The sequence below is a fragment of the Pseudomonas cichorii genome (genome assembly GCF_015471405.1).
In the GTDB taxonomy this organism is placed as follows: domain Bacteria; phylum Pseudomonadota; class Gammaproteobacteria; order Pseudomonadales; family Pseudomonadaceae; genus Aquipseudomonas; species Aquipseudomonas serbiensis.
Window position 1 is genome coordinate 52623 of record NZ_BLVZ01000002.1, and the last position, 19195, is coordinate 71817.

Sequence of the window (19195 nt, forward strand, 5' to 3'; positions counted from 1 at the left end):
CAGGCTACCAACGGAAATACAGTTGCGGTGCAGACACCGGGACAATCGTTGGCGCGCCGGCAGAAGGAGCAGGCGGCGCACCGGCATCGACTGGCGCGGCTGGAGCAGTTGGCGCAGTGGTAGCGGTCGCAGCTTCGCTGGCAGGCACTTCCTGCAATTTTGCCAGGGACAATTGCGAGCGTAGCTGCTCCGGGCTGCTCGTGACTTCAAAAGTCACGCGATCAGCCTCGACCGACTGGAGCCTGGCGCCAAAGGGTTCAAGCAGATTAAGCAATTGTGCATAACGCTCCAGCGTCATGCCTTGCACCTGGAATACCAGCCCGGTGGACGCCCCCGGCTTGGCCACAAAGCGTGGCGCCAGACGCTGGCTCACTGCCAGAAGAACGGAATCGGCCAACGCTTCTGGATTGGCGCCGGTGGCGGTACCCTGCTCGCGCTGATCACCCAGCCACAACCGCCACTTGCCCTGCCATTGTCCGGCCTCTTCCTTGGCATGCACGGCAAGAATGGCGTCGGCGCCATAACGCTCGGAAGCTTCTTTCAACGGCGTGACATCGTTGCTTTCAAGATGCTGCGCCGTACCAATGCCCTGCTCGCTCAGGTCAGCCAGCGGCAGACGCAAAGGCATGCCACGATGCTGGGCTGCACGGCGCAGGGGCTCGGCAGAAGTCTGGCCATCGCCGACCAGATTGGAACCTTCGGTGGAGTCCAGCAGCCACCAGCCCAGGATCGACGGGCGATTGCTGCCCCATATCGACAGGCCGGCCTGACGCAGGGAGCGGTCGGTAGTGGCCGGATCGAAATCCACCAGCAGGGTTTCAGGTGGGCCGGCTTCATAGCCGTACTGGCTGATGATCTGTTGCGGGTCCTTGCGCAACTCGGCCAAGGCCGAACCCTGGGCAGCCTTGGTATCGCCGGTCAGGCGCACTACCAGTGTTTCAAGGGCAGCCTGAGTCGCGCGGGTACGCTCCTCGGGCGACTGGCCGCTGACAGTTTCACGCACTTGATACAAATTGCTCACGGTCTCGGCAAGGCCGGGCAGGCTGAACAGAGACAGGCAGCCGACGAAAAGGAATCTAGAAAAACGCATGGACAGTTCCCGAACGGAAAAAACGGCATTGAAGACCGTATAAAGATGCTCAACATGCCTCAGACAGCAGGTCCTTGCCAATCATTCACATAAAATTACAGCTTATTAAGGAAGGCCTGAATCGCCGATCCGGATTTTATTTTTGCCTGATACCCCCCTGCCCGTCGGCCCAAGGATGGCTCACGGGCAGCAAGCCTGATAAAATCGCGCGCCTTCGCAGACTGGCGATGGTGGCGGCCTGAAATGGCACTGCGCGAAAGCGCAACCTTGAACCGGCCCCGCCGCAGCGGTCGATACCCCCGAATCCCCCCTAAAGGCCTGGATTTTTATGAGCAAGCAACCCTCCCTGAGCTACAAAGACGCCGGTGTAGACATCGACGCCGGTGAAGCATTGGTCGAACGCATCAAGAGCGTCGCCAAGCGCACCAAGCGTCCGGAAGTCATGGGCGGCCTGGGAGGTTTCGGCGCCCTCTGCGAAATCCCGGCCGGCTACAAACAACCGGTTCTGGTTTCCGGCACCGACGGCGTAGGCACCAAGCTGCGTCTGGCCCTGAACCTGAACAAGCACGACAGCATCGGCATCGATCTGGTCGCCATGTGCGTCAACGATCTGGTGGTCTGCGGTGCAGAGCCTCTGTTCTTCCTCGACTACTACGCCACCGGCAAGCTCAACGTCGACACGGCGGCTCAGGTCGTGACCGGTATCGGCGCGGGCTGTGAACTGGCCGGCTGCTCGCTGGTTGGCGGCGAAACTGCCGAAATGCCCGGCATGTACGAAGGCGAAGACTACGACCTGGCCGGCTTCTGCGTCGGCGTCGTGGAAAAGGCCGACATCATCGACGGCTCGAAAGTCGTTGCCGGTGACGCCCTGCTCGCTCTGCCATCGTCCGGCCCGCACTCCAACGGTTACTCGCTGATCCGCAAGATCATCGAAGTGGCAGGTGCCGATATCGAAAACATCCAGCTGGACGGCAAGCCTCTGACCGACCTGCTGATGGCGCCAACCCGCATCTACGTCAAGCCGCTGCTCAAGCTGATCAAGGAAACCGGCGCGGTCAAGGCCATGGCCCACATCACCGGTGGCGGCCTGCTGGACAACATCCCGCGTGTACTGCCGGAAGGCGCACAAGCCGTGGTCGACGTTGCCAGCTGGCAACGCCCTGCGGTATTCGACTGGTTGCAGCAGCAAGGCAACGTCGAAGAAAACGAAATGCACCGCGTCCTGAACTGCGGCGTCGGCATGGTTATCTGCGTTGCTCAGGAGCACGTTGAAACCGCCCTGAACGTATTGCGCGAAGCGGGCGAGCAGCCTTGGGTCATCGGCCAGATCGCCACCGCCGCCGAAGGCGCAGCACAAGTCGAGCTGAAGAACCTCAAGGCGCATTGATGTCTGCCACCTGCGATGTCGTGGTGCTGCTTTCCGGCACCGGTGGCAACCTGCAAGCCATGATCGACAGTTTCAAGGACGGGGCCAGCCCCGTCCGTATCCGGGCCGTCATTTCCAACCGTGACGATGCGTTCGGTCTGCAACGCGCCAGAGACGCAGGTATCGAAGCCTGCGTTCTGGATCACAAGGCATACGAAGGCCGCGAAGCCTTCGATACCGCCCTGATGAAACTGATCGACACCTTCAAGCCACAGCTCGTGGTACTGGCCGGATTCATGCGCATCCTGACGGCGGACTTCGTTCGTCACTACCAGGGTCGCCTGCTCAATATCCACCCTTCCCTGCTCCCTCGCTACAAAGGCCTGCATACCCATCAGCGGGCTCTGGAAGCCGGGGACACCGAACACGGCTGCAGCGTGCATTTCGTCACCGAGGAACTCGATGGCGGACCACTGGTCGTACAGGCTGTGATTTCGGTAGAGTTGCAGGATTCGCCAGCCACACTTGCGCAGCGAGTCCATGTTCAGGAACACCGGATTTACCCGCTGGCCATACGCTGGTTCGCCGAAGGCCGATTGAGGCTTGGCGATGAAGGCTCATTACTGGATGGCAAGCTGCTTCCGCCCACCGGACACTTGATTCAAAACTAGGAGATACCATGCGTCGTGCCTTGCTCTTCGCTTTCGCTCTGTTCGCACTGCCTGCGGCACATGCAGCAGATCTTCAACCCTTCTCCGCAAGCTATACCGCCGACTGGAAACAGCTTCCAATGAGCGGTACAGCCGAACGCAGCCTGGAAGCCGGCCCCAACGGCACCTGGACCCTCAACTTCAAGGCCTCGATGATGATCGCCAGCCTGACGGAAGTCAGCACGCTGAAAGTCGACAAGGACGTGATGCTGCCTCAGACCTACAACTTCGAGCGTAGCGGCCTGGGCAAATCCAAGAAGGTTGATCTGGCCTTCGACTGGAACGCCAAGTTCGTGACCGGCAGCGACCGTGGCGACGCGATCAAGCTGCCGCTAAACCGTGGCGTTCTCGACAAGTCCACCTACCAACTGGCCCTGCAGCATGACGTGGCAGCCGGCAAGAAGAGCATGAGCTATCAGGTCGTCGATGGTGACGAAATCGATACTTATGACTTCCGTGTGCTGGGCTCGGAAACGGTCGCCACCAAGGCAGGCCAGGTCGATGCCATCAAGGTCGAGCGCGTACGTGACCCGACTCAAAGCAAGCGCACCACCGTGCTGTGGTTCGCCAAGGATTGGGACTACCTGCTGGTCCGCCTGCAACAGGTCGAAACCGACGGCAAGGAATACAACATCATGCTGTTGGACGGTACTGTGAATGGCAAGGCTGTGAAGGGTAGCTAAGCCTCTTTCGCGAATGAATTCGCTCCTACAGCAGGGGCGAATTGATTCGTGAACCCTTCATGAAGAATCCTTCATTTCCCCCTCGCAAAACCTGAAAGCCCCGCCATTCAAAGCCTCCAGCCCCGCAAAAAGTTCAATGGGCCAGTACCGCAAAAATTTCCTGTTTACTTAGCAAGCTAACCGATTCTATAAAAGAGGCCTGCGACACATCGCCGCAGTTTCTAGAGTCAGGAGCTATCAATATGACCGTAAAAGTTACTGAGCGTGACGAAGCCCACCTCTCTCATGAAGCCGTTGCCGATGGCATTCAGATCTGGGACGTTTACCAACAAGACCAGTTGGTCGGGATGTTTCACGTAGAGTCGGACGCCTATCGTTACAAGGCGGAGCTGGAAGAGCAGGAAAACCAGCGGACTCACTAAAATTCGAGAGAAAAACAAAACCCGCTAAAAGCGGGTTTTGTTCCTTACCACATCAGGTCGTCAGGTACCTGATAAGCCGCGTACGGATCGTCGGCATCCGGGGCTTCGGTTGGCGTATTGAGCAACACGATACGACGCGGATCGCGCTCCTGAATCTTCAAAGCCGCTTCACGGGGGATGATTTCGTAACCACCGCCATGATGCACGATGGCCAGCGAGCCGCTGCTCAGCTTGTTGCGCATCAGGGCGTTGACCGAGATACGCTTGACCTTCTTGTCATCGACGAAGTTGTAGTAATCCTCGGTGGTCAGCTTGGGCAGACGCGAGACTTCAATCAATTGCTTGATCTGCGCGGTGCGGGCCTTGGCCTCGGCCTTCTCCTGCTGCTGACGATTGAGCTCCTGGTCGCGCCTGGCCTTTTCGGCCTGAGCCTCTTGGGCCGCACGCTTTTGCGAGTCGTCAATCTGGATCTGGCCCTTGTGCGCCAGACGCTGTTCTTTCTGCTTTTCTTTGCCGACCTGCTTGGCCTGCTTTTGGTTGACCAGACCTGCCTTGAGCAACTGGTCGCGAAGGGAAAGGCTCATTGTCTACTCGCTTATGCAGATACCACACGCTCAGCCGCAGCCGGGCGCGTTCTTTTCCTGACGTTTGGCTTCGCCCCACAGAGCGTCCATTTCTTCGAGAGAGCACTCTTCGATGGGACGCCCGGCATGATGCAATGCCTGTTCAATAAATCGGAAGCGCCTGTCGAATTTGCCATTGGCCGAGCGTAGCGCAGTTTCCGGGTCAACTTTAAGATGCCGGGCCAGATTGACGACCACAAACAGCAAATCGCCGACTTCCTCGGCCATGCCCTGGGCGTCGTTCTCGGCCATGGCTTCAAGTACTTCATCGAGCTCTTCACGAATCTTGTCGACCACCGGCAAGGCGGCGGGCCAGTCGAAACCGACCTGAGCAGCACGCTTTTGCAGTTTGACCGCACGGGACAGCGCCGGCAAAGCCGTGGGCACATCGTCGAGCAACGAAAGCTGCTCGGGCGCACCCGCCTTCTCGGCGCGCTCCTGAGCCTTGATCTCATCCCAGCGCCGATTGACCTCTTCGTCGGTCAGGCGCGGTGTTTCCAGCGGCGCATACAGCTCGCCGGTCGGGAACACATGGGGATGACGCCGCAGCAACTTGCGGACGATGCCGTCTACAACACCCTCAAACTCGAAACGGCCCTCCTCCTTCGCCAACTGGGCATAGAAGACCACCTGAAACAGCAGGTCTCCCAACTCACCGGGAAGATGATCGAAATCGCCCTGCTCGATGGCATCGGCCACTTCATAAGCTTCTTCCAGCGTATGAGGCACGATACTGGCGTAAGTCTGCTTCAGATCCCACGGACAACCGTATTGCGGGTCGCGCAGACGGGACATGAGATTGAGCAGATCGGTGATTGAATACATGGGGGTCCGTGTCTGGCTGGTTCGCGAATGAATTCGCTCCTACGGTAGGAGCGAATTCATTCGCGAAGGCTTATCAAGGCGTCCTGTTGCGCCGTGTCTCGATGATGTTCGGCAACTGGGCAATACGCCCCAGCAATCGACCCAATGCATCCAGCCCCGGAATCTCGATGGTCAGTGACATGAGTGCGGTGTTGTCTTCCTTGTTCGAGCGGGTGTTGACAGCCAGAACGTTGATCCGCTCGTTGAGCAGGACCTGGGTGACGTCACGCAGCAGCCCGGAGCGGTCGTAAGCGCGGATGATGATGTCCACCGGATAGGTGAGCACCGGCACTGGCCCCCAGCTGACCTGAATGATTCGCTCGGGTTCGCGGCTGCTCAGTTGCAGCACCGACGCACAATCCTGACGGTGGATGCTCACGCCGCGGCCCTGGGTGATATAGCCGACAATGGCGTCCCCCGGCAGCGGCTGGCAGCAGCCGGCCATTTGCGTCATCAGGTTGCCGACGCCCTGGATCTGAATGTCGCCGCGCTTGCCCGGCTTGTAGCCGGTGGCCTTGCGCGGAATCAGCTCCACATCGTTGATACGCTCAGGCTCGACCTGCTGCTGGGCAAGGTTGACCAGTTGCGCCAGACGCAAGTCGCCTGCACCGAGGGCGGCGAACATGTCTTCGGCCGTCTTGTAGTTGGCCTTGTCCGCCAGCTTCTCGAAATCCACCAGCGACAGCGCCAGACGTGCCAGCTCGCGCTCAAGCAGGGTTCTACCCGCCGCAACGTTCTGGTCACGGGCCTGCAACTTGAACCAATGGACAATCTTGGCCCGCGCCCGCGACGTGGTGATGTAACCCAGGTTCGAGTTCAGCCAGTCGCGGCTCGGGGTCCCGTGCTTGCTGGTGATGATCTCGACCTGCTCGCCGGTCTGCAGGCTGTAGTTGAGCGGCACGATCCGGCCATTGATCTTCGCGCCACGGCAGTTGTGGCCGATCTCGGTGTGTACCCGATAAGCGAAGTCCAGCGGTGTCGAGCCCTTGGGCAGGTCGATGGCGTGGCCGTCCGGGGTGAAGACGTAAACACGATCCGGCTCGATATCGACCCGTAACTGCTCCGCCAGACCGCCGATATCCCCCAGCTCTTCGTGCCATTCCAGCACCTGACGCAGCCAGGAGATTTTCTCTTCGTAGTGATTGGAGCCGGATTTGACGTCGGTGCCCTTGTAGCGCCAGTGCGCACAAACACCCAGTTCGGCCTCTTCGTGCATGGAATGCGTGCGGATCTGGACTTCCAGCACCTTGCCTTCCGGCCCGATGACGGCGGTGTGCAACGAGCGATAGCCGTTTTCCTTGGGGTTGGCGATGTAATCGTCGAACTCCTTGGGAATGTGTCGCCACAAGGTATGCACGATCCCCAGCGCGGTGTAGCAGTCGCGCATTTCCGGGACCAACACCCGAACGGCACGCACGTCATAGATCTGGCTGAAAGCCAGGCCCTTGCGCTGCATTTTGCGCCAGATGGAATAGATGTGTTTGGCACGCCCGCTGATGTCGGCCTTGACGCCGGTGGCCAGCAGTTCGTTTTCCAGTTGCGACATCACATCGCTGATGAAGCGCTCACGATCCAGGCGCCGCTCATGCAAAAGCTTGGCGATCTGCTTGTATTGCTCAGGCTCAAGGTAGCGGAAAGACAGGTCTTCCAGCTCCCACTTGATATGACCGATGCCCAGTCGATGGGCCAGAGGCGCATAGATGTCGAAGACTTCACGGGCCACGCGGTTGCGTTTTTCGTCGTCGGCATTCTTTACCGCACGAATCGCACAGGTACGCTCGGCCAGCTTGATCAGGGCCACGCGCACGTCATCGACCATCGCCACCAGCATCTTGCGCAGGTTTTCCACCTGCGCCTGACTGCCCAGCACCAGAGACTGGCGAGGGCTGAGGCTGGCACTGATCGCCGCCATGCGCAGTACGCCATCAATCAGCTTGGCGACCGTCGAGCCAAATCGCTGTTCGACATCCTGCAAGGGAATCACGCCTTCGCGCACACCCCGATAGATGACGGCTGCGATCAGGGAATCCTGATCGAGCTTGAGGTCAGCCAGGATTTCCGCAATTTCCAGACCGGTCTGGAAACTGGAAGTACCGTCTGCCCAATGATTCTTTAAAGCGTTGTCCTTCTGCTCGGCTTGCCGGGCAAATTCGCAGGCCTCTTTCATGGCCTCCCGGTCCAGGACCAGATCGACGCTGACAATATGATCAAGCCATGCGTCGAGGTTGATACTGCCGTCTGTGTTTATCGGCTGGTGCGCTCTCACCTGTACCATGCTGCTTACCTTCCCTACGGCGCGATGAATAGCGCCATCAGTCGCCAGCCTTCTTGAGCGAATGCCACTTGCCGGGCAAGCAAGGACCGGCATTCGCGGGCCAGTCGGATTAAACGAGATTCCCTGTCAGCAGCTGACTCGATCCAATGAACCGCTGCTCACTTACTCGCTTCAAATAAAGCCATCGCCTCGACATGGGCCGTCTGTGGAAACATATCGAGAATTCCGGCACGTTTTAATCGGTAGCCCTGATTGACCAATTCGACCGTGTCGCGAGCCAAAGTTGCCGGGTTGCATGAAACATAAACCAACCGTTTGGCGCCTGATTTCCTGATCTGGCGCACCACTTCAAAAGCCCCGTCGCGCGGTGGGTCCAAGAGTACCGCAGAAAACCCGTCAGCGGCCCAGCTTGCTTGTGTCAGCGGCTGGGAAAGATCCGCCTGAAAAAAACTGACATTGTGCAGATCATTACTCATTGCATTGGCAGAGGCACGCTCGACCATGGTCGCAACCCCCTCGACCGCAACCACCTCCTGCGCCATCCCGGCCAGCGGCAGGGCAAAGTTGCCCAGGCCACAGAACAGATCCATCACTCGCTCGTCAGCCTTGGGTGCCAGCCACTGCAAGGCCTGCTCGATCATCGCGGTATTCACCGCCGCGTTGACCTGAATGAAATCCCCCGGCCTCCAGGCCAACTGCAGATTCCATGGATCAAGATGATAGCCCAATGCCTGTTCCGGGTCTGCCGGTTGCGGCTCGCCTTCGCCATGCAGCCAGAGTTGCGCGTCATGCTCCTTGCAGAACCCTTGCAGCATGGCCAGATCACCCTCGGCCAGAGGCGCGGTGTGACGCAGCAACACGGCAATGGAAGAGCCGCTGAACAATTCAACGTGACCCAGCGACTGAGGTTTGATGAAGCTTTTCAACAAGGCAGGCAGTTGCGTCATGATCGGTTGCAAGGCCTGTACCAGCACCGGGCAATGCTCGATGCTGACGATGTCCTGACTGGCTGCCGCACGAAAGCCCACATCCAGCCGTCTGGCCTTGGCATCCCAGCGCACGGCGATACGCGCACGACGACGGTAGGCCAGCTCGGAACCGGCAAGTGGAGCGGCCCATTCGTCCGGCTCGACACTGGCGACCCGCTGCAACTGCTCGGCCAGCATGCGCTGTTTCAGGGCAAGCTGCTCGTCATGGGGCACATGCTGCACGCTGCAACCACCACAACGGCCAAAATGCTTGCACGCCGCAGGACGGCGCATGGCACTGGCCTGCAAGACTCGCTCGGTGCGCGCTTCGACAATCTTGCCATGGGCATTGAGCACCCGCGCCTCGACCTCCTCTCCCGCCAGGCTACCCGCGACAAACCAGGTCTTGCCGTCGAGAAAGGCGATACCGCGTCCGTCGCTGGAAAGGCGCTCGATGGTCAGCCGCTGTTTCTTGCCAGCAGGGATCTGCGCAGCCTTGACGCCTCCAGCGGGTTGGAAGCGCAGCCCTCTTGGTTGCCTGGCCATCAGTTGGGCGCGTCGTAGACGCCGGTCGACAGGTAACGGTCGCCACGGTCACAGATGATTGCGACCATGACCGCATTTTCGACTTCAAGAGACAGGCGCAACATGCCAGCCACAGCACCACCGGACGAAACGCCACAGAAGATGCCTTCCTCGCGGGCCAGTCGGCGCATGGTGTCTTCGGCTTCAAGCTGGGCCATGTCGATGATGCGATCGACACGATCAGCCTGATAGATGCGCGGCAGATATTCGTGAGGCCAGCGGCGGATGCCGGGGATCGCAGCGCCTTCCATGGGTTGCAGGCCGACGATCTGCACGTCGGGGTTCTGCTCCTTGAGGTAGCGCGAGGTACCCATGATGGTCCCCGTGGTGCCCATGGAACTGACGAAATGGGTAATGGTTCCACCGGTCTGCTGCCAGATTTCCGGGCCGGTACTGGTGTAATGCGCCTCAGGGTTGTCACCGTTGGCGAATTGATCGAGCACCTTGCCACGGCCTTCGGCCTGCATGCGTTCAGCCAGATCGCGGGCGCCTTCCATGCCCTCTTCCTTGCTGACCAGAATGAGTTCTGCGCCATAAGCCGTCATCGCGGCCTTGCGCTCAGCACTGGAGTTGTCGGGCATGATCAGGATCATGCGGTAACCCTTGATCGCCGCGGCCATGGCCAGAGCGATGCCGGTATTGCCGGAAGTGGCTTCGATCAGGGTGTCACCCGCGTGGATCTGGCCGCGCAATTCGGCACGGGTAATCATCGACAGCGCCGGGCGGTCTTTTACCGAGCCAGCCGGGTTGTTACCTTCGAGCTTCAACAGGAGGGTATTGCTGGTATTACCCGCGATGCGTTGCAGGCGCACAAGCGGGGTGTTGCCGACGCAATCGGCAATGGTTTGATACTGCAAGGTCATGGCGTATTCGCGATCCAGACTGCGGGGGGCACTATCATAACGGCAAACGCCCAAAGCCCATATCACGCAAAGTGCGCTTCTTATCACCAAAAGGAATAAGTGGTGTTTTTTGGCTTCTGTCTCTCAAGCCTTGACTTCCCGCAACCCCAAGAACGTATCGGCATGTAATATGCGTTACAGGGTCAGCAGCTAGACTGCGCTGAACCGATATCGACGGACTGATTCTGAATATCTGGAGAAAGCTGTGCTGACCAAACTGGGTATAAAAGGCCGCGTATTACTGCTGACTATTTTGCCGGCCAGTTTGATCGCGCTGATGATGGGCAGCTACTTCACCGTGATGCAGCTTCACGAGTTGCAGGGTCAACTGCTGCAACGCGGTGAAATGATTGCCCAGGAGCTGGCCCCGCTGTCCGCGCCCGCACTGGGCCGCAAGGACAAGACACTCCTGAGCCGCATCGCTTCCCAGACGCTGGAACAGGCAGACGTGCGCTCGGTGTCCTTTCTCGACCCTGAGCGCAATACTCTGGCACACGCCGGCCCGAGCATGATTGCCCCGGCCCCCATCGGTAACAGCACCCAGTTGCTCAACAACTCGGCCAACGATGCAACCCGCTATTTGCTGCCGGTCTTTGGCAATCAACGCCACCTGACCAGCGAAATCATCCCGGCCGAAGCCGACCGGCTGCTGGGTTGGGTGGAACTGGAAATTTCCCACAACGGCACGTTGCTGCGTGGCTATCGCAGCCTCTTCGTGAGTACGCTGCTGATCGCCTTCGGCCTGGCACTCACCGCCATTGTTGCAGTACGCATGGGCCGCACCATCAATGAACCCCTGAGCCAGATCAAGCAGGCGGTGTCGCAACTCAAGGATGGCAACCTCGAAACCCGCGTGCCGCCCCTGGGCAGCGCTGAGCTGGATGTACTCGCGTCCGGCATCAACCGCATGGCCTCGACGCTGCAGAATGCTCAGGAAGAATTGCAGCACAGCATCGATCAGGCCACCGAAGACGTCAGGCAGAACCTTGAAACCATCGAGATCCAGAACATAGAGCTGGATCTGGCGCGCAAGGAAGCGCTGGAGGCCAGCCGGATCAAATCCGAATTCCTGGCCAACATGAGCCATGAAATCCGCACCCCGCTCAACGGCATTCTGGGCTTCACCCATCTGCTGCAAAAAAGCGAGCTGACCCCGCGCCAGCGCGATTACATGAACACCATCGAGAAGTCGGCCGACAGCCTGCTGAGCATCATCAACGAGATTCTCGACTTTTCCAAAATCGAGGCCGGCAAGCTGGTTCTGGAAAACGTGCCTTTCAACCTGCGGGACCTGTTGCAGGACACCATGACCATCCTGGCGCCTGCGGCCCATGCCAAGCAGCTTGAACTGGTCAGCCTGGTTTACCGCGACACACCACTGTCACTGTCCGGCGACCCGCTGCGCCTCAAGCAGATCCTGACCAACCTGGTCAGCAACGCGATCAAGTTCACCCGCGAAGGCACCATCGTCGCCCGGGCCATGGTCGAGGATGAAACCGAAGAACACGCGCAGTTGCGCATCAGCGTTCAGGACACCGGCATCGGCTTGTCCAGCCAGGATGTACGCGCTCTGTTCCAGGCATTCAGTCAGGCGGACAACTCGCTGTCCCGGCAACCGGGCGGCACCGGCCTTGGGCTGGTCATTTCCAAACGCCTGATCGAACAGATGGGTGGCGAGATTGGCGTGGACAGCACGCCGGGCATCGGTTCGGAATTCTGGATCACCCTGACGCTGCCCAAAGCCCGTGACGAAGTGGATGATCTGCTGCACAAGCCGCTGGAAGGCGTTCGGGCCGCGGTGCTTGAGCACCACGACCTTGCTCGTCAGGCTCTGGAGCATCAACTGGAAGACTGTGGGCTTGAAACGCTGATCTTCAACAATCTGGAAAACCTGCTCAACGGCGTTACCGCCGCCCACCAGACACCGACGGCAATCGATCTGGCCGTGCTGGGCGTGACGGCCCATGAAATCCCGCCGGAGCGCTTGCGCCAGCACATATGGGACCTGGAAAACCTTGGCTGCAAGGTGCTGGTGTTGTGCCCGACCACCGAACAGGCGCTGTTCCAGTTGTCGGTGCCCGATGTCTATAACCAGTTGCAGGCCAAGCCAGCCTGTACCCGCAAGCTGCAAAAAGCCTTGTCGGAGCTGATTGCCCCGAAAGTAGTGCGCACCGACGTTATCCAGCCGCTGGCCAGCCGTCCGCCGAAAGTCCTGTGCGTGGACGACAACCCCGCCAACCTGCTGCTGGTACAGACCCTGCTTGAAGACATGGGCGCTCTGGTGGTTGCGGTCGACAGTGGCTATGCCGCGCTGCATTGCGTCCAGACTGAAACCTTCGATCTGGTGCTGATGGATGTACAGATGCCCGGCATGGACGGGCGTCAGGCCACCGAGGCGATTCGTCTCTGGGAACTGGAGCGCCAGTGTACTTCCCTGCCGATCGTCGCCCTGACCGCCCATGCCATGGCCAATGAAAAACGCTCCCTGTTGCAAAGCGGCATGGATGATTACCTGACCAAGCCGATCAGCGAAAGGCAACTGGCCCAAGTGGTGCTCAAGTGGACCGGGCTGGCCTTGCGCACTCCGCTGCCGGAACGCCCGTCCGACACTCAGCAGAGCCATACCGGCCCGCTGGTGCTCGATCATGAAGAAGGGCTGCGTCTGGCAGCCGGCAAACCCGATCTGGCCACCGACATGCTGGCCATGCTGCTCGCGTCCCTGGATGCCGACCGCGAAGCCATTCGGCTGGCCAGAGCCGCCGAAGACATTCAAGGCCTCATCGAGCGCGTCCATCGCCTGCACGGTGCCACTCGCTACTGTGGCGTGCCACAACTGCGCGCCGCCTGTCAGCGCGCTGAAACCCTGCTCAAGCAAGATGCACCACAGGCTGGCGATGCGCTGGACGATCTGGATAAAGCCATTACCCGACTGGCCGTCGAGGCACGTGTCACGGCCTGAAATTCAGTGATGTGGGGGCAGCTTGCTGGCGACAGGGCCAGTGAAGCCAAAACATTTTTATCGGCTTCAACGCCCCCGTCGCCAGCAAGCTGCCTCCCACAGTCAACGAACTGACCTGGCAACATTTAACGCAGACAGAGCGAATAAACTCGTTTCTACAAGGAAGACCCATGACCCTGCGCACCCTGATTTTCAGCAGCCAGACCTACGACCGGGAAAGCTTCCTGGCAGCTCAAGCGCCCGAAGGCCTTGAAGTGCATTTCCAGCCGGCTCGCCTGACCCTCGAAACCGCCACACTGGCCAACAACTACCCGGTGGTATGCGCCTTCATCAATGATGACCTCAGCGCCCCGGTGCTGGAGCGTCTGGCAGCCGGCGGTACAAAGCTGGTCGCCCTGCGTTCTGCGGGCTACAACCATGTGGACCTGTCTGCCGCAGAACGCCTTGGCATCAGCGTGGTACGGGTTCCGGCCTATTCGCCCCATGCCGTGGCCGAACATGCGGTGGCCTTGATCCTGGCCCTCAATCGCCACCTGAATCGTGCCTACAACCGCACCCGCGAAGGTGATTTCAGCCTGCACGGCCTGACCGGTTTCGACCTGGTGGGCAAGACGGTCGGCGTGGTCGGCACCGGTCAGATCGGCGCAACTTTCGCGAAGATCATGTCAGGCTTCGGTTGCAAGCTGCTGGCTTACGATCCCTGCCCGAATCCGGAAGTCCAGGCCCTGGGCGCCGAATACCTGAGCCTGCCCGCCCTGCTTGAACAGGCGCAGATCATCAGCCTGCATTGCCCGCTTACCGAGCAGACACGCCACATGATCAACCAGCAATCCCTGGCGACCCTGCAACGCGGCGCCATGCTCATCAATACCGGCCGGGGCGCGCTGGTGGAAACACCCGCACTGATCGACGCGCTCAAGACCGGGCAACTGGGTTATCTGGGGCTGGATGTGTATGAAGAGGAAGCGCAACTGTTCTTCGCCGACCGTTCGGACCTGCCCTTGCAGGACGATGTGCTGGCGCGGCTGCTGACCTTCCCCAATGTCATCATCACCGCCCATCAGGCCTTCCTGACTCAGGAAGCACTGGGCGCGATTGCCCGGACAACTCTGGACAACATTGCAGCGTGGAATGCAGGTACTGCGCAAAACCGGGTCCAGGCGCAGCCGTGATAAGATGCGCGGCAATTTGGAGGACCCATGGTCGAACACGATTTCCGCTACAGCATGCTCAACCCGCAGCACACACTCATCGAGTGCCGTACGCTGGGGCCTGGCCGCTATCAAGTCACCGGTAACGGCGGCTCGATTCACAACAATGATCAACTGCTGGTGACCATCAAGGGCAGCAAGAGCCTTTATATGCGCCTGGCCGTTGAGAAAGTCCGGCACCTGATCAACCCGCCCGGCCAATGGGTCGCGGTAGCCAATGGCCCGGCATTCGATGAACTGTCGATCCATCAATGGAAAGTCAATTGCGACAGTTGCTCTGCCGAACTGGACTTCGAGTTCATGGTCGAGAGCAAGCTGGGCACCAAGGCCCAGAAACCCGCCGCCGTTGCACGCATCGCCGAGCTGGGCTGGAAGACCGAAGGTGAAAAACACACATGCAGAAAGTGTCAGGAGAAAGCGGCATGAAACACCTGGCTGTACTGAGCCTGATCGGTAGCGCCCTGCTGGCTGGCTGTGCGACTGAGCCCAAACCCATCGAACAGGATCAGAGCTATGTACTGGAGTGGATCGGCGAACGTCCGCTGATCGACTCCAGCCGGCTGACCATGACCCTGGGTGCCGATGGCCGGGCCTACGGCAATGCAGGCTGCAACCACTGGTTCGCACCCTACACCCTGCAAGGCCAGACCATCAGTTTCGGCCCCATCGGCAATACCCGCAAAATGTGCGTACCGCCTGTGATGGAGCAGGAGCAGCGCTTCCTGAAAGAGCTGAGCAAAGTGCAGCGCTGGGATATTTCCCCCATCGAGCAGTTGCGCCTGTGGCCTGCGGAAGGCAAGCCATTGCGGTTCTGGCCTGAAGACTGATCAAGCCACACCCTGTGGGAGCGAATTCATTCGCGAATGAATTCGCTCCCACACGTCAGCCCTCGCCGCGTAACGCCTTCAACTTGTCAGTCACGCCCTGGGCTGTCTGCTCACCCAGCAACTGCGCACGCATCTTGCCTTTGTCGTCGATGATGTAAGTCACGGGCAGCGCTTCGGAAGGCGGCAGGTTGTAGCGCTCGGCCGGGTCCTGGGCCAGCACGGTGAATTTGATCCCCAGGGCATTGGAGGCATTTTTCAGGTCGTCCCCCTGCAGGTTGTCGAAATTGACGCCCAGCACACTGACCTTCCTGTCCTTGAGCTCTTCGGACAAGTGATTGAACTCTGGAATCTCGGTACGGCACGGACCACACCATTCGGCCCAGTAGTTAATCACCAGCCAATGGTTGTCGATACGCTCGCTGGCAACCTTCTGGCCGTTCTGGTCTGTGCCCAGATCAGCGCCACAGCCACCCAACAGTAAACTGCCGACAAACATCGCTACCGCTGCCAATCGCCTCGCCATCTGTGCTTCCTTCCTCGACTTTCTCTATAAAACGGTTCACCGAGATGCGCCTGATCATGTCGACCTGCGCCATCGCACAGGTAGAATACGCGCCACTCTACGCAAGATGCGACCTGCAAATGACTGATCTGAAGCTTTATCACAACCCGCGCTGCTCGAAATCCCGCGGTGCGCTGGAACTGCTGCAGGCCCGTGGCCTGACTCCGGACATCGTTCTGTATCTTGAAACCCCACCGGATGCCGCACAATTGCGCGAGCTGCTGGGCAAGCTGGGCATTGGCGCACGGCAATTGCTGCGCAGCGGCGAAGATGACTACAAGGCCCTGAACCTGGCTGACCCAAGCCTGAGCGACGAGCAACTGATCGCGGCCATGGCCTCCCATCCGAAACTGATCGAACGGCCAATCCTGGTCGCTGGCGACAAGGCCGTCATCGGCCGTCCTCCAGAAAACATACTGGAGCTATTGCCGTGAGCACGCCTTATATTCTGGTTCTGTTCTATAGCCGCAACGGTTCGACCAGCGAGATGGCCCGCCAGATCGCTCGCGGCATTGAAATGGGCGGCATGGAAGCACGCCTGCGCACCGTGCCCGCCGTCTCCGCCGACTGCGAAGCCACAGCATCGGATATTCCGGAAAACGGCGCGCTGTATGCCACGCTGGACGACCTGAAAAACTGCTCCGGCCTGGCGCTGGGCAGCCCGACCCGCTTCGGCAACATGGCCGCGCCGCTCAAATACTTTCTGGACGGCACCAGCAACCTCTGGCTGACCGGCGCCCTGGTGGGCAAACCGGCCAGCGTGTTCACCTCCACCGCCAGCCTGCATGGCGGCCAGGAAACCACCCTGATGTCGATGCTGCTGCCCTTGCTGCATCACGGCATGCTGGTCATGGGCCTGCCTTACAGCGAAGCCGCTCTGCTGGAAACCGCCGGTGGCGGCACACCTTACGGCGCCAGCCATCATGCGGGGCCTGACGGCAAGCGGCCGCTGGATCGTCATGAAACCGAACTGTGCCGCGCCCTTGGCCAGCGTCTGGCAAAAACCGCGTTGCAACTGGAGACGCCCCGTGGCTAAAAAGCCCAAAGTGCTGCCACCCAGGGAATGGCTGGAGCCACGGGTACGCATCAGCCGGGCCGCGAGCCTGATCTGCTTTCTGGGCATGATCGCCCTGCTGTCGGTGTATTACCTGTTTATCGCCGACCTGCATGGCGCCCGTCCCCATGTGATCCTGGCCGTCGAGCTGTTGCCTTTGCTGTTGCTGGCACCCGGCATGCTACTGGGTAAAACCCGAGGGCACTCCTGGACCTGTTTTGTCATCAACCTGTATTTCATCAAAGGTGCCCTGGCGGCCTTCGACCCGAACCGCTGGCTGTTCGGCGTGCTGGAAATGCTGGCCAGTGTGGCGGTATTCATCAGTGCGTTGCTGTATGTCAGGTGGAAATCACAACTTGATCGCACCGACCAAACAATGCCTATCCGTTAAGGTCATAAATCACTTTGTGGGAGGCAGCTTGCTGGCGACTTCACGTACAGACGCAGAATATCTGCCGATTTTCAGGCCTTTTCGCCAGCAAGCTGCCTCCCACAAGTTTTGTTTGTGACTGATCCCACCTGCTTATGGAGAACCGATGCTCGATTACAAATGGCTGAACGAATACTGCCTGAACCGTTTCGGCTCCGCCAAGGCACTTGAGGCGCTGCTGCCGGTGCCGCATACGCCGAAGCAACTGATGGCTTTCGGCGATGATCGCTATCTGTCGACCATGGCCCTGCGGGTATTTCGTGCTGGCTTGAAACACAGCCTGGTAGATGCAAAGTGGCCGGCTTTCGAGGAGGTTTTCTTTCGCTTCGACCCGGAAAAGGTCGTGCTGATGGGCGCCGATCATCTGGAGCGACTGATGCAGGACACCCGCATCATTCGCCACCTGGGCAAGCTCAAGAGCGTGCCGCGCAATGCGCAACTGATTCTGGATATCGCCCAGGAACACGGCAGCTTCGCCAAATTCATCGCCCAGTGGCCGGTCGATGACATCACCGGCCTCTGGCAATACCTGGCCAGACACGGCAACCAGATGGGCGGGCTTTCAGCGCCACGTTTCCTGCGCATGGTGGGCAAGGACACCTTTATCCCGAGCCAGGATGTAGTGGCCGCCCTGAACGCGCAGAACATCGTCGATAAAGTACCGACCAGCAAGCGTGATCAGGCCATCGTGCAGGACGCCTTCAATCAGTGGCACGCTGAAAGCGGGCGACCGATGTGCCAGCTTTCAGCGATGTTGGCGTTTACCGTGAATCACTGACAGGTCAGATATTCACCACATTGACGAACCGCGAGGCTGCGGTTTCGTCCATGCGCAGGCTGGTGAAGTCGAACAGGTTGCGGTCGGCCAGTTGCGAAGGATGGACGTTCTGCAAGGCGCGGAAGATGCTTTCGGTACGGCCGGGTGTCTTGCGCTCCCACTCGATGAGCATTTCCTTGACTACCTGACGTTGCAGGTTTTCCTGCGAGCCGCACAGGTTGCATGGAATGATCGGGAACTCCTTGAAGTCCGAATACGCCTGAATGTCCTTCTCATGGCAGTAGGCAAGCGGGCGAATCACCACGTTGCGGCCATCGTCGGAGCGCAGCTTGGGCGGCATGGCCTTGAGCGAACCGTTGAAGAACATGTTGAGAAAGAAGGTTTCGACGATATCGTCGCGGTGATGCCCCAGCGCCATTTTGGTGGCACCGATTTCATCGGCGAAGGTGTACAAGGTGCCGCGGCGCAGGCGCGAGCACAGCGAGCAGGTGGTCTTTCCTTCCGGGACCAGCTCCTTGACCACCGAATAGGTGTCTTTTTCGACGATGTGGTACTCGATGCCCAGAGTGGCCAGATAGGCAGGCAGCACATGCTCTGGAAAGCCCGGCTGCTTCTGGTCCATGTTCACGGCTACGATCTCGAACTTGATCGGCGCGACCTTCTGCAGGTGCATCAGCACGTCGAGCATGGTGTAGCTGTCCTTGCCACCGGAGAGACAGACCATCACCTTGTCGCCATCTTCAATCATGTTGAAGTCGGTAACCGCTTCGCCGGCCAGCCGACGCAGGCGTTTCTGCAGTTTGTTCTGATTGACTGAAAGGGTGCCCATGATGCTGGTGGTATCCGCTGGTGACTTCGGGGAAAGGGCAGCCATTTTACGCACAAC

Annotated in this window: 20 protein-coding genes; 12 read left to right on the top strand and 8 right to left on the bottom strand. The window is 59.5% G+C overall.

Going from position 1 to position 19195, the window contains the following annotated elements; genetic code table 11:
• Positions 1 to 4: 4 nt before the first annotated feature.
• On the bottom strand, positions 5 to 1090 hold the full coding sequence (locus JL015_RS02165; protein WP_201017252.1) for a DUF2066 domain-containing protein: 1086 nt from the start codon (positions 1088 to 1090) through the stop codon (positions 5 to 7).
• A gap of 328 nt (positions 1091 to 1418) precedes the next feature.
• On the opposite strand from JL015_RS02165, the gene purM reads away from it, so the two are divergent.
• The 4 genes from purM (at position 1419) to JL015_RS02185 (ending at position 4271) form a co-directional block, all read left to right on the top strand.
• Positions 1419 to 2477, top strand: a complete 1059-nt coding sequence (gene purM, locus JL015_RS02170; RefSeq protein ID WP_117185134.1) for a phosphoribosylformylglycinamidine cyclo-ligase — start codon at positions 1419 to 1421, stop codon at positions 2475 to 2477.
• Positions 2477 to 3127: a phosphoribosylglycinamide formyltransferase gene (purN, locus tag JL015_RS02175; protein WP_200999971.1), complete on the top strand. Its 651-nt coding sequence runs from the start codon at positions 2477 to 2479 to the stop codon at positions 3125 to 3127. Before purM ends, purN begins: the two co-directional genes overlap by 1 nt.
• A gap of 8 nt (positions 3128 to 3135) precedes the next feature.
• On the top strand, positions 3136 to 3849 hold the full coding sequence (locus JL015_RS02180; RefSeq protein WP_201017253.1) for a DUF3108 domain-containing protein: 714 nt from the start codon (positions 3136 to 3138) through the stop codon (positions 3847 to 3849).
• Positions 3850 to 4091: 242 nt separating this feature from the next.
• Positions 4092 to 4271 carry a hypothetical protein gene (locus tag JL015_RS02185; protein WP_200999973.1) on the top strand — a complete coding sequence of 60 codons (180 nt, stop codon included), beginning with the start codon at positions 4092 to 4094 and terminating at the stop codon, positions 4269 to 4271.
• A gap of 44 nt (positions 4272 to 4315) precedes the next feature.
• On the opposite strand, the gene JL015_RS02190 is transcribed toward JL015_RS02185, so the two are convergent.
• The 5 genes from JL015_RS02190 to cysM all read right to left on the bottom strand — a co-directional run bounded on the left by JL015_RS02190 (position 4316) and on the right by cysM (position 10449).
• Entirely contained in the window at positions 4316 to 4855 is a 540-nt protein-coding gene (locus tag JL015_RS02190) for a DUF2058 domain-containing protein (protein WP_201017254.1), read from the bottom strand.
• A 30-nt stretch (positions 4856 to 4885) separates the two neighbouring features.
• On the bottom strand, positions 4886 to 5719 hold the full coding sequence (gene mazG, locus JL015_RS02195) for a nucleoside triphosphate pyrophosphohydrolase (RefSeq protein WP_201017255.1): 834 nt from the start codon (positions 5717 to 5719) through the stop codon (positions 4886 to 4888).
• A 73-nt stretch (positions 5720 to 5792) separates the two neighbouring features.
• A complete protein-coding gene (relA, locus tag JL015_RS02200) occupies positions 5793 to 8033 on the bottom strand; it encodes a GTP diphosphokinase (RefSeq protein WP_201017256.1) in 2241 nt (746 codons plus the stop codon).
• Between the two features lie 158 nt (positions 8034 to 8191).
• Entirely contained in the window at positions 8192 to 9547 is a 1356-nt protein-coding gene (gene rlmD, locus JL015_RS02205) for a 23S rRNA (uracil(1939)-C(5))-methyltransferase RlmD (protein WP_201017257.1), read from the bottom strand.
• A complete protein-coding gene (gene cysM, locus JL015_RS02210; protein ID WP_200999978.1) occupies positions 9547 to 10449 on the bottom strand; it encodes a cysteine synthase CysM in 903 nt (300 codons plus the stop codon). Before cysM ends, rlmD begins: the two co-directional genes overlap by 1 nt.
• Before the next feature lie 244 nt (positions 10450 to 10693).
• Here cysM and JL015_RS02215 point away from each other — a divergent pair, with 244 nt between their 5' ends.
• From JL015_RS02215 to JL015_RS02230, 4 genes are all read left to right on the top strand, one after another.
• On the top strand, positions 10694 to 13447 hold the full coding sequence (locus tag JL015_RS02215) for a response regulator (protein WP_201017258.1): 2754 nt from the start codon (positions 10694 to 10696) through the stop codon (positions 13445 to 13447).
• A 176-nt stretch (positions 13448 to 13623) separates the two neighbouring features.
• Positions 13624 to 14619 carry a 2-hydroxyacid dehydrogenase gene (locus tag JL015_RS02220; protein WP_201017517.1) on the top strand — a complete coding sequence of 332 codons (996 nt, stop codon included), beginning with the start codon at positions 13624 to 13626 and terminating at the stop codon, positions 14617 to 14619.
• A 27-nt stretch (positions 14620 to 14646) separates the two neighbouring features.
• The gene (locus tag JL015_RS02225) at positions 14647 to 15084 is read left to right on the top strand and encodes a hypothetical protein (protein ID WP_200999980.1); all 438 of its coding nucleotides are present in this window, start codon (positions 14647 to 14649) and stop codon (positions 15082 to 15084) included.
• Positions 15081 to 15485, top strand: coding sequence for an META domain-containing protein (locus tag JL015_RS02230; RefSeq protein WP_201017259.1), 405 nt, complete (start codon positions 15081 to 15083; stop codon positions 15483 to 15485). Before JL015_RS02225 ends, JL015_RS02230 begins: the two co-directional genes overlap by 4 nt.
• Before the next feature lie 55 nt (positions 15486 to 15540).
• Here JL015_RS02230 and JL015_RS02235 read toward each other — a convergent pair whose 3' ends face one another.
• Positions 15541 to 16008, bottom strand: coding sequence for a TlpA disulfide reductase family protein (locus JL015_RS02235; protein WP_201017260.1), 468 nt, complete (start codon positions 16006 to 16008; stop codon positions 15541 to 15543).
• A 119-nt stretch (positions 16009 to 16127) separates the two neighbouring features.
• Here JL015_RS02235 and arsC point away from each other — a divergent pair, with 119 nt between their 5' ends.
• The 4 genes from arsC (at position 16128) to JL015_RS02255 (ending at position 18309) form a co-directional block, all read left to right on the top strand.
• Positions 16128 to 16481: an arsenate reductase (glutaredoxin) gene (gene arsC, locus JL015_RS02240; protein ID WP_200999983.1), complete on the top strand. Its 354-nt coding sequence runs from the start codon at positions 16128 to 16130 to the stop codon at positions 16479 to 16481.
• Complete coding sequence (wrbA, locus tag JL015_RS02245) at positions 16478 to 17083, top strand: NAD(P)H:quinone oxidoreductase (RefSeq protein ID WP_201017261.1); 606 nt, start codon at positions 16478 to 16480, stop codon at positions 17081 to 17083. Before arsC ends, wrbA begins: the two co-directional genes overlap by 4 nt.
• Positions 17076 to 17492 (top strand): DUF2069 domain-containing protein, encoded by a 417-nt coding sequence (locus JL015_RS02250; protein WP_200999985.1) that lies wholly within the window; start codon positions 17076 to 17078, stop codon positions 17490 to 17492. The genes wrbA and JL015_RS02250 overlap by 8 nt, the downstream gene beginning before the upstream one ends.
• 145 nt (positions 17493 to 17637) lie before the next feature.
• Positions 17638 to 18309 (top strand): DNA-3-methyladenine glycosylase I, encoded by a 672-nt coding sequence (locus JL015_RS02255; RefSeq protein WP_201017262.1) that lies wholly within the window; start codon positions 17638 to 17640, stop codon positions 18307 to 18309.
• A gap of 4 nt (positions 18310 to 18313) precedes the next feature.
• Here the strand turns inward: JL015_RS02255 and ttcA are convergent, their stop codons facing one another.
• Positions 18314 to 19138 carry a tRNA 2-thiocytidine(32) synthetase TtcA gene (ttcA, locus tag JL015_RS02260; RefSeq protein ID WP_025261351.1) on the bottom strand — a complete coding sequence of 275 codons (825 nt, stop codon included), beginning with the start codon at positions 19136 to 19138 and terminating at the stop codon, positions 18314 to 18316.
• Positions 19139 to 19195: the final 57 nt, after the last annotated feature.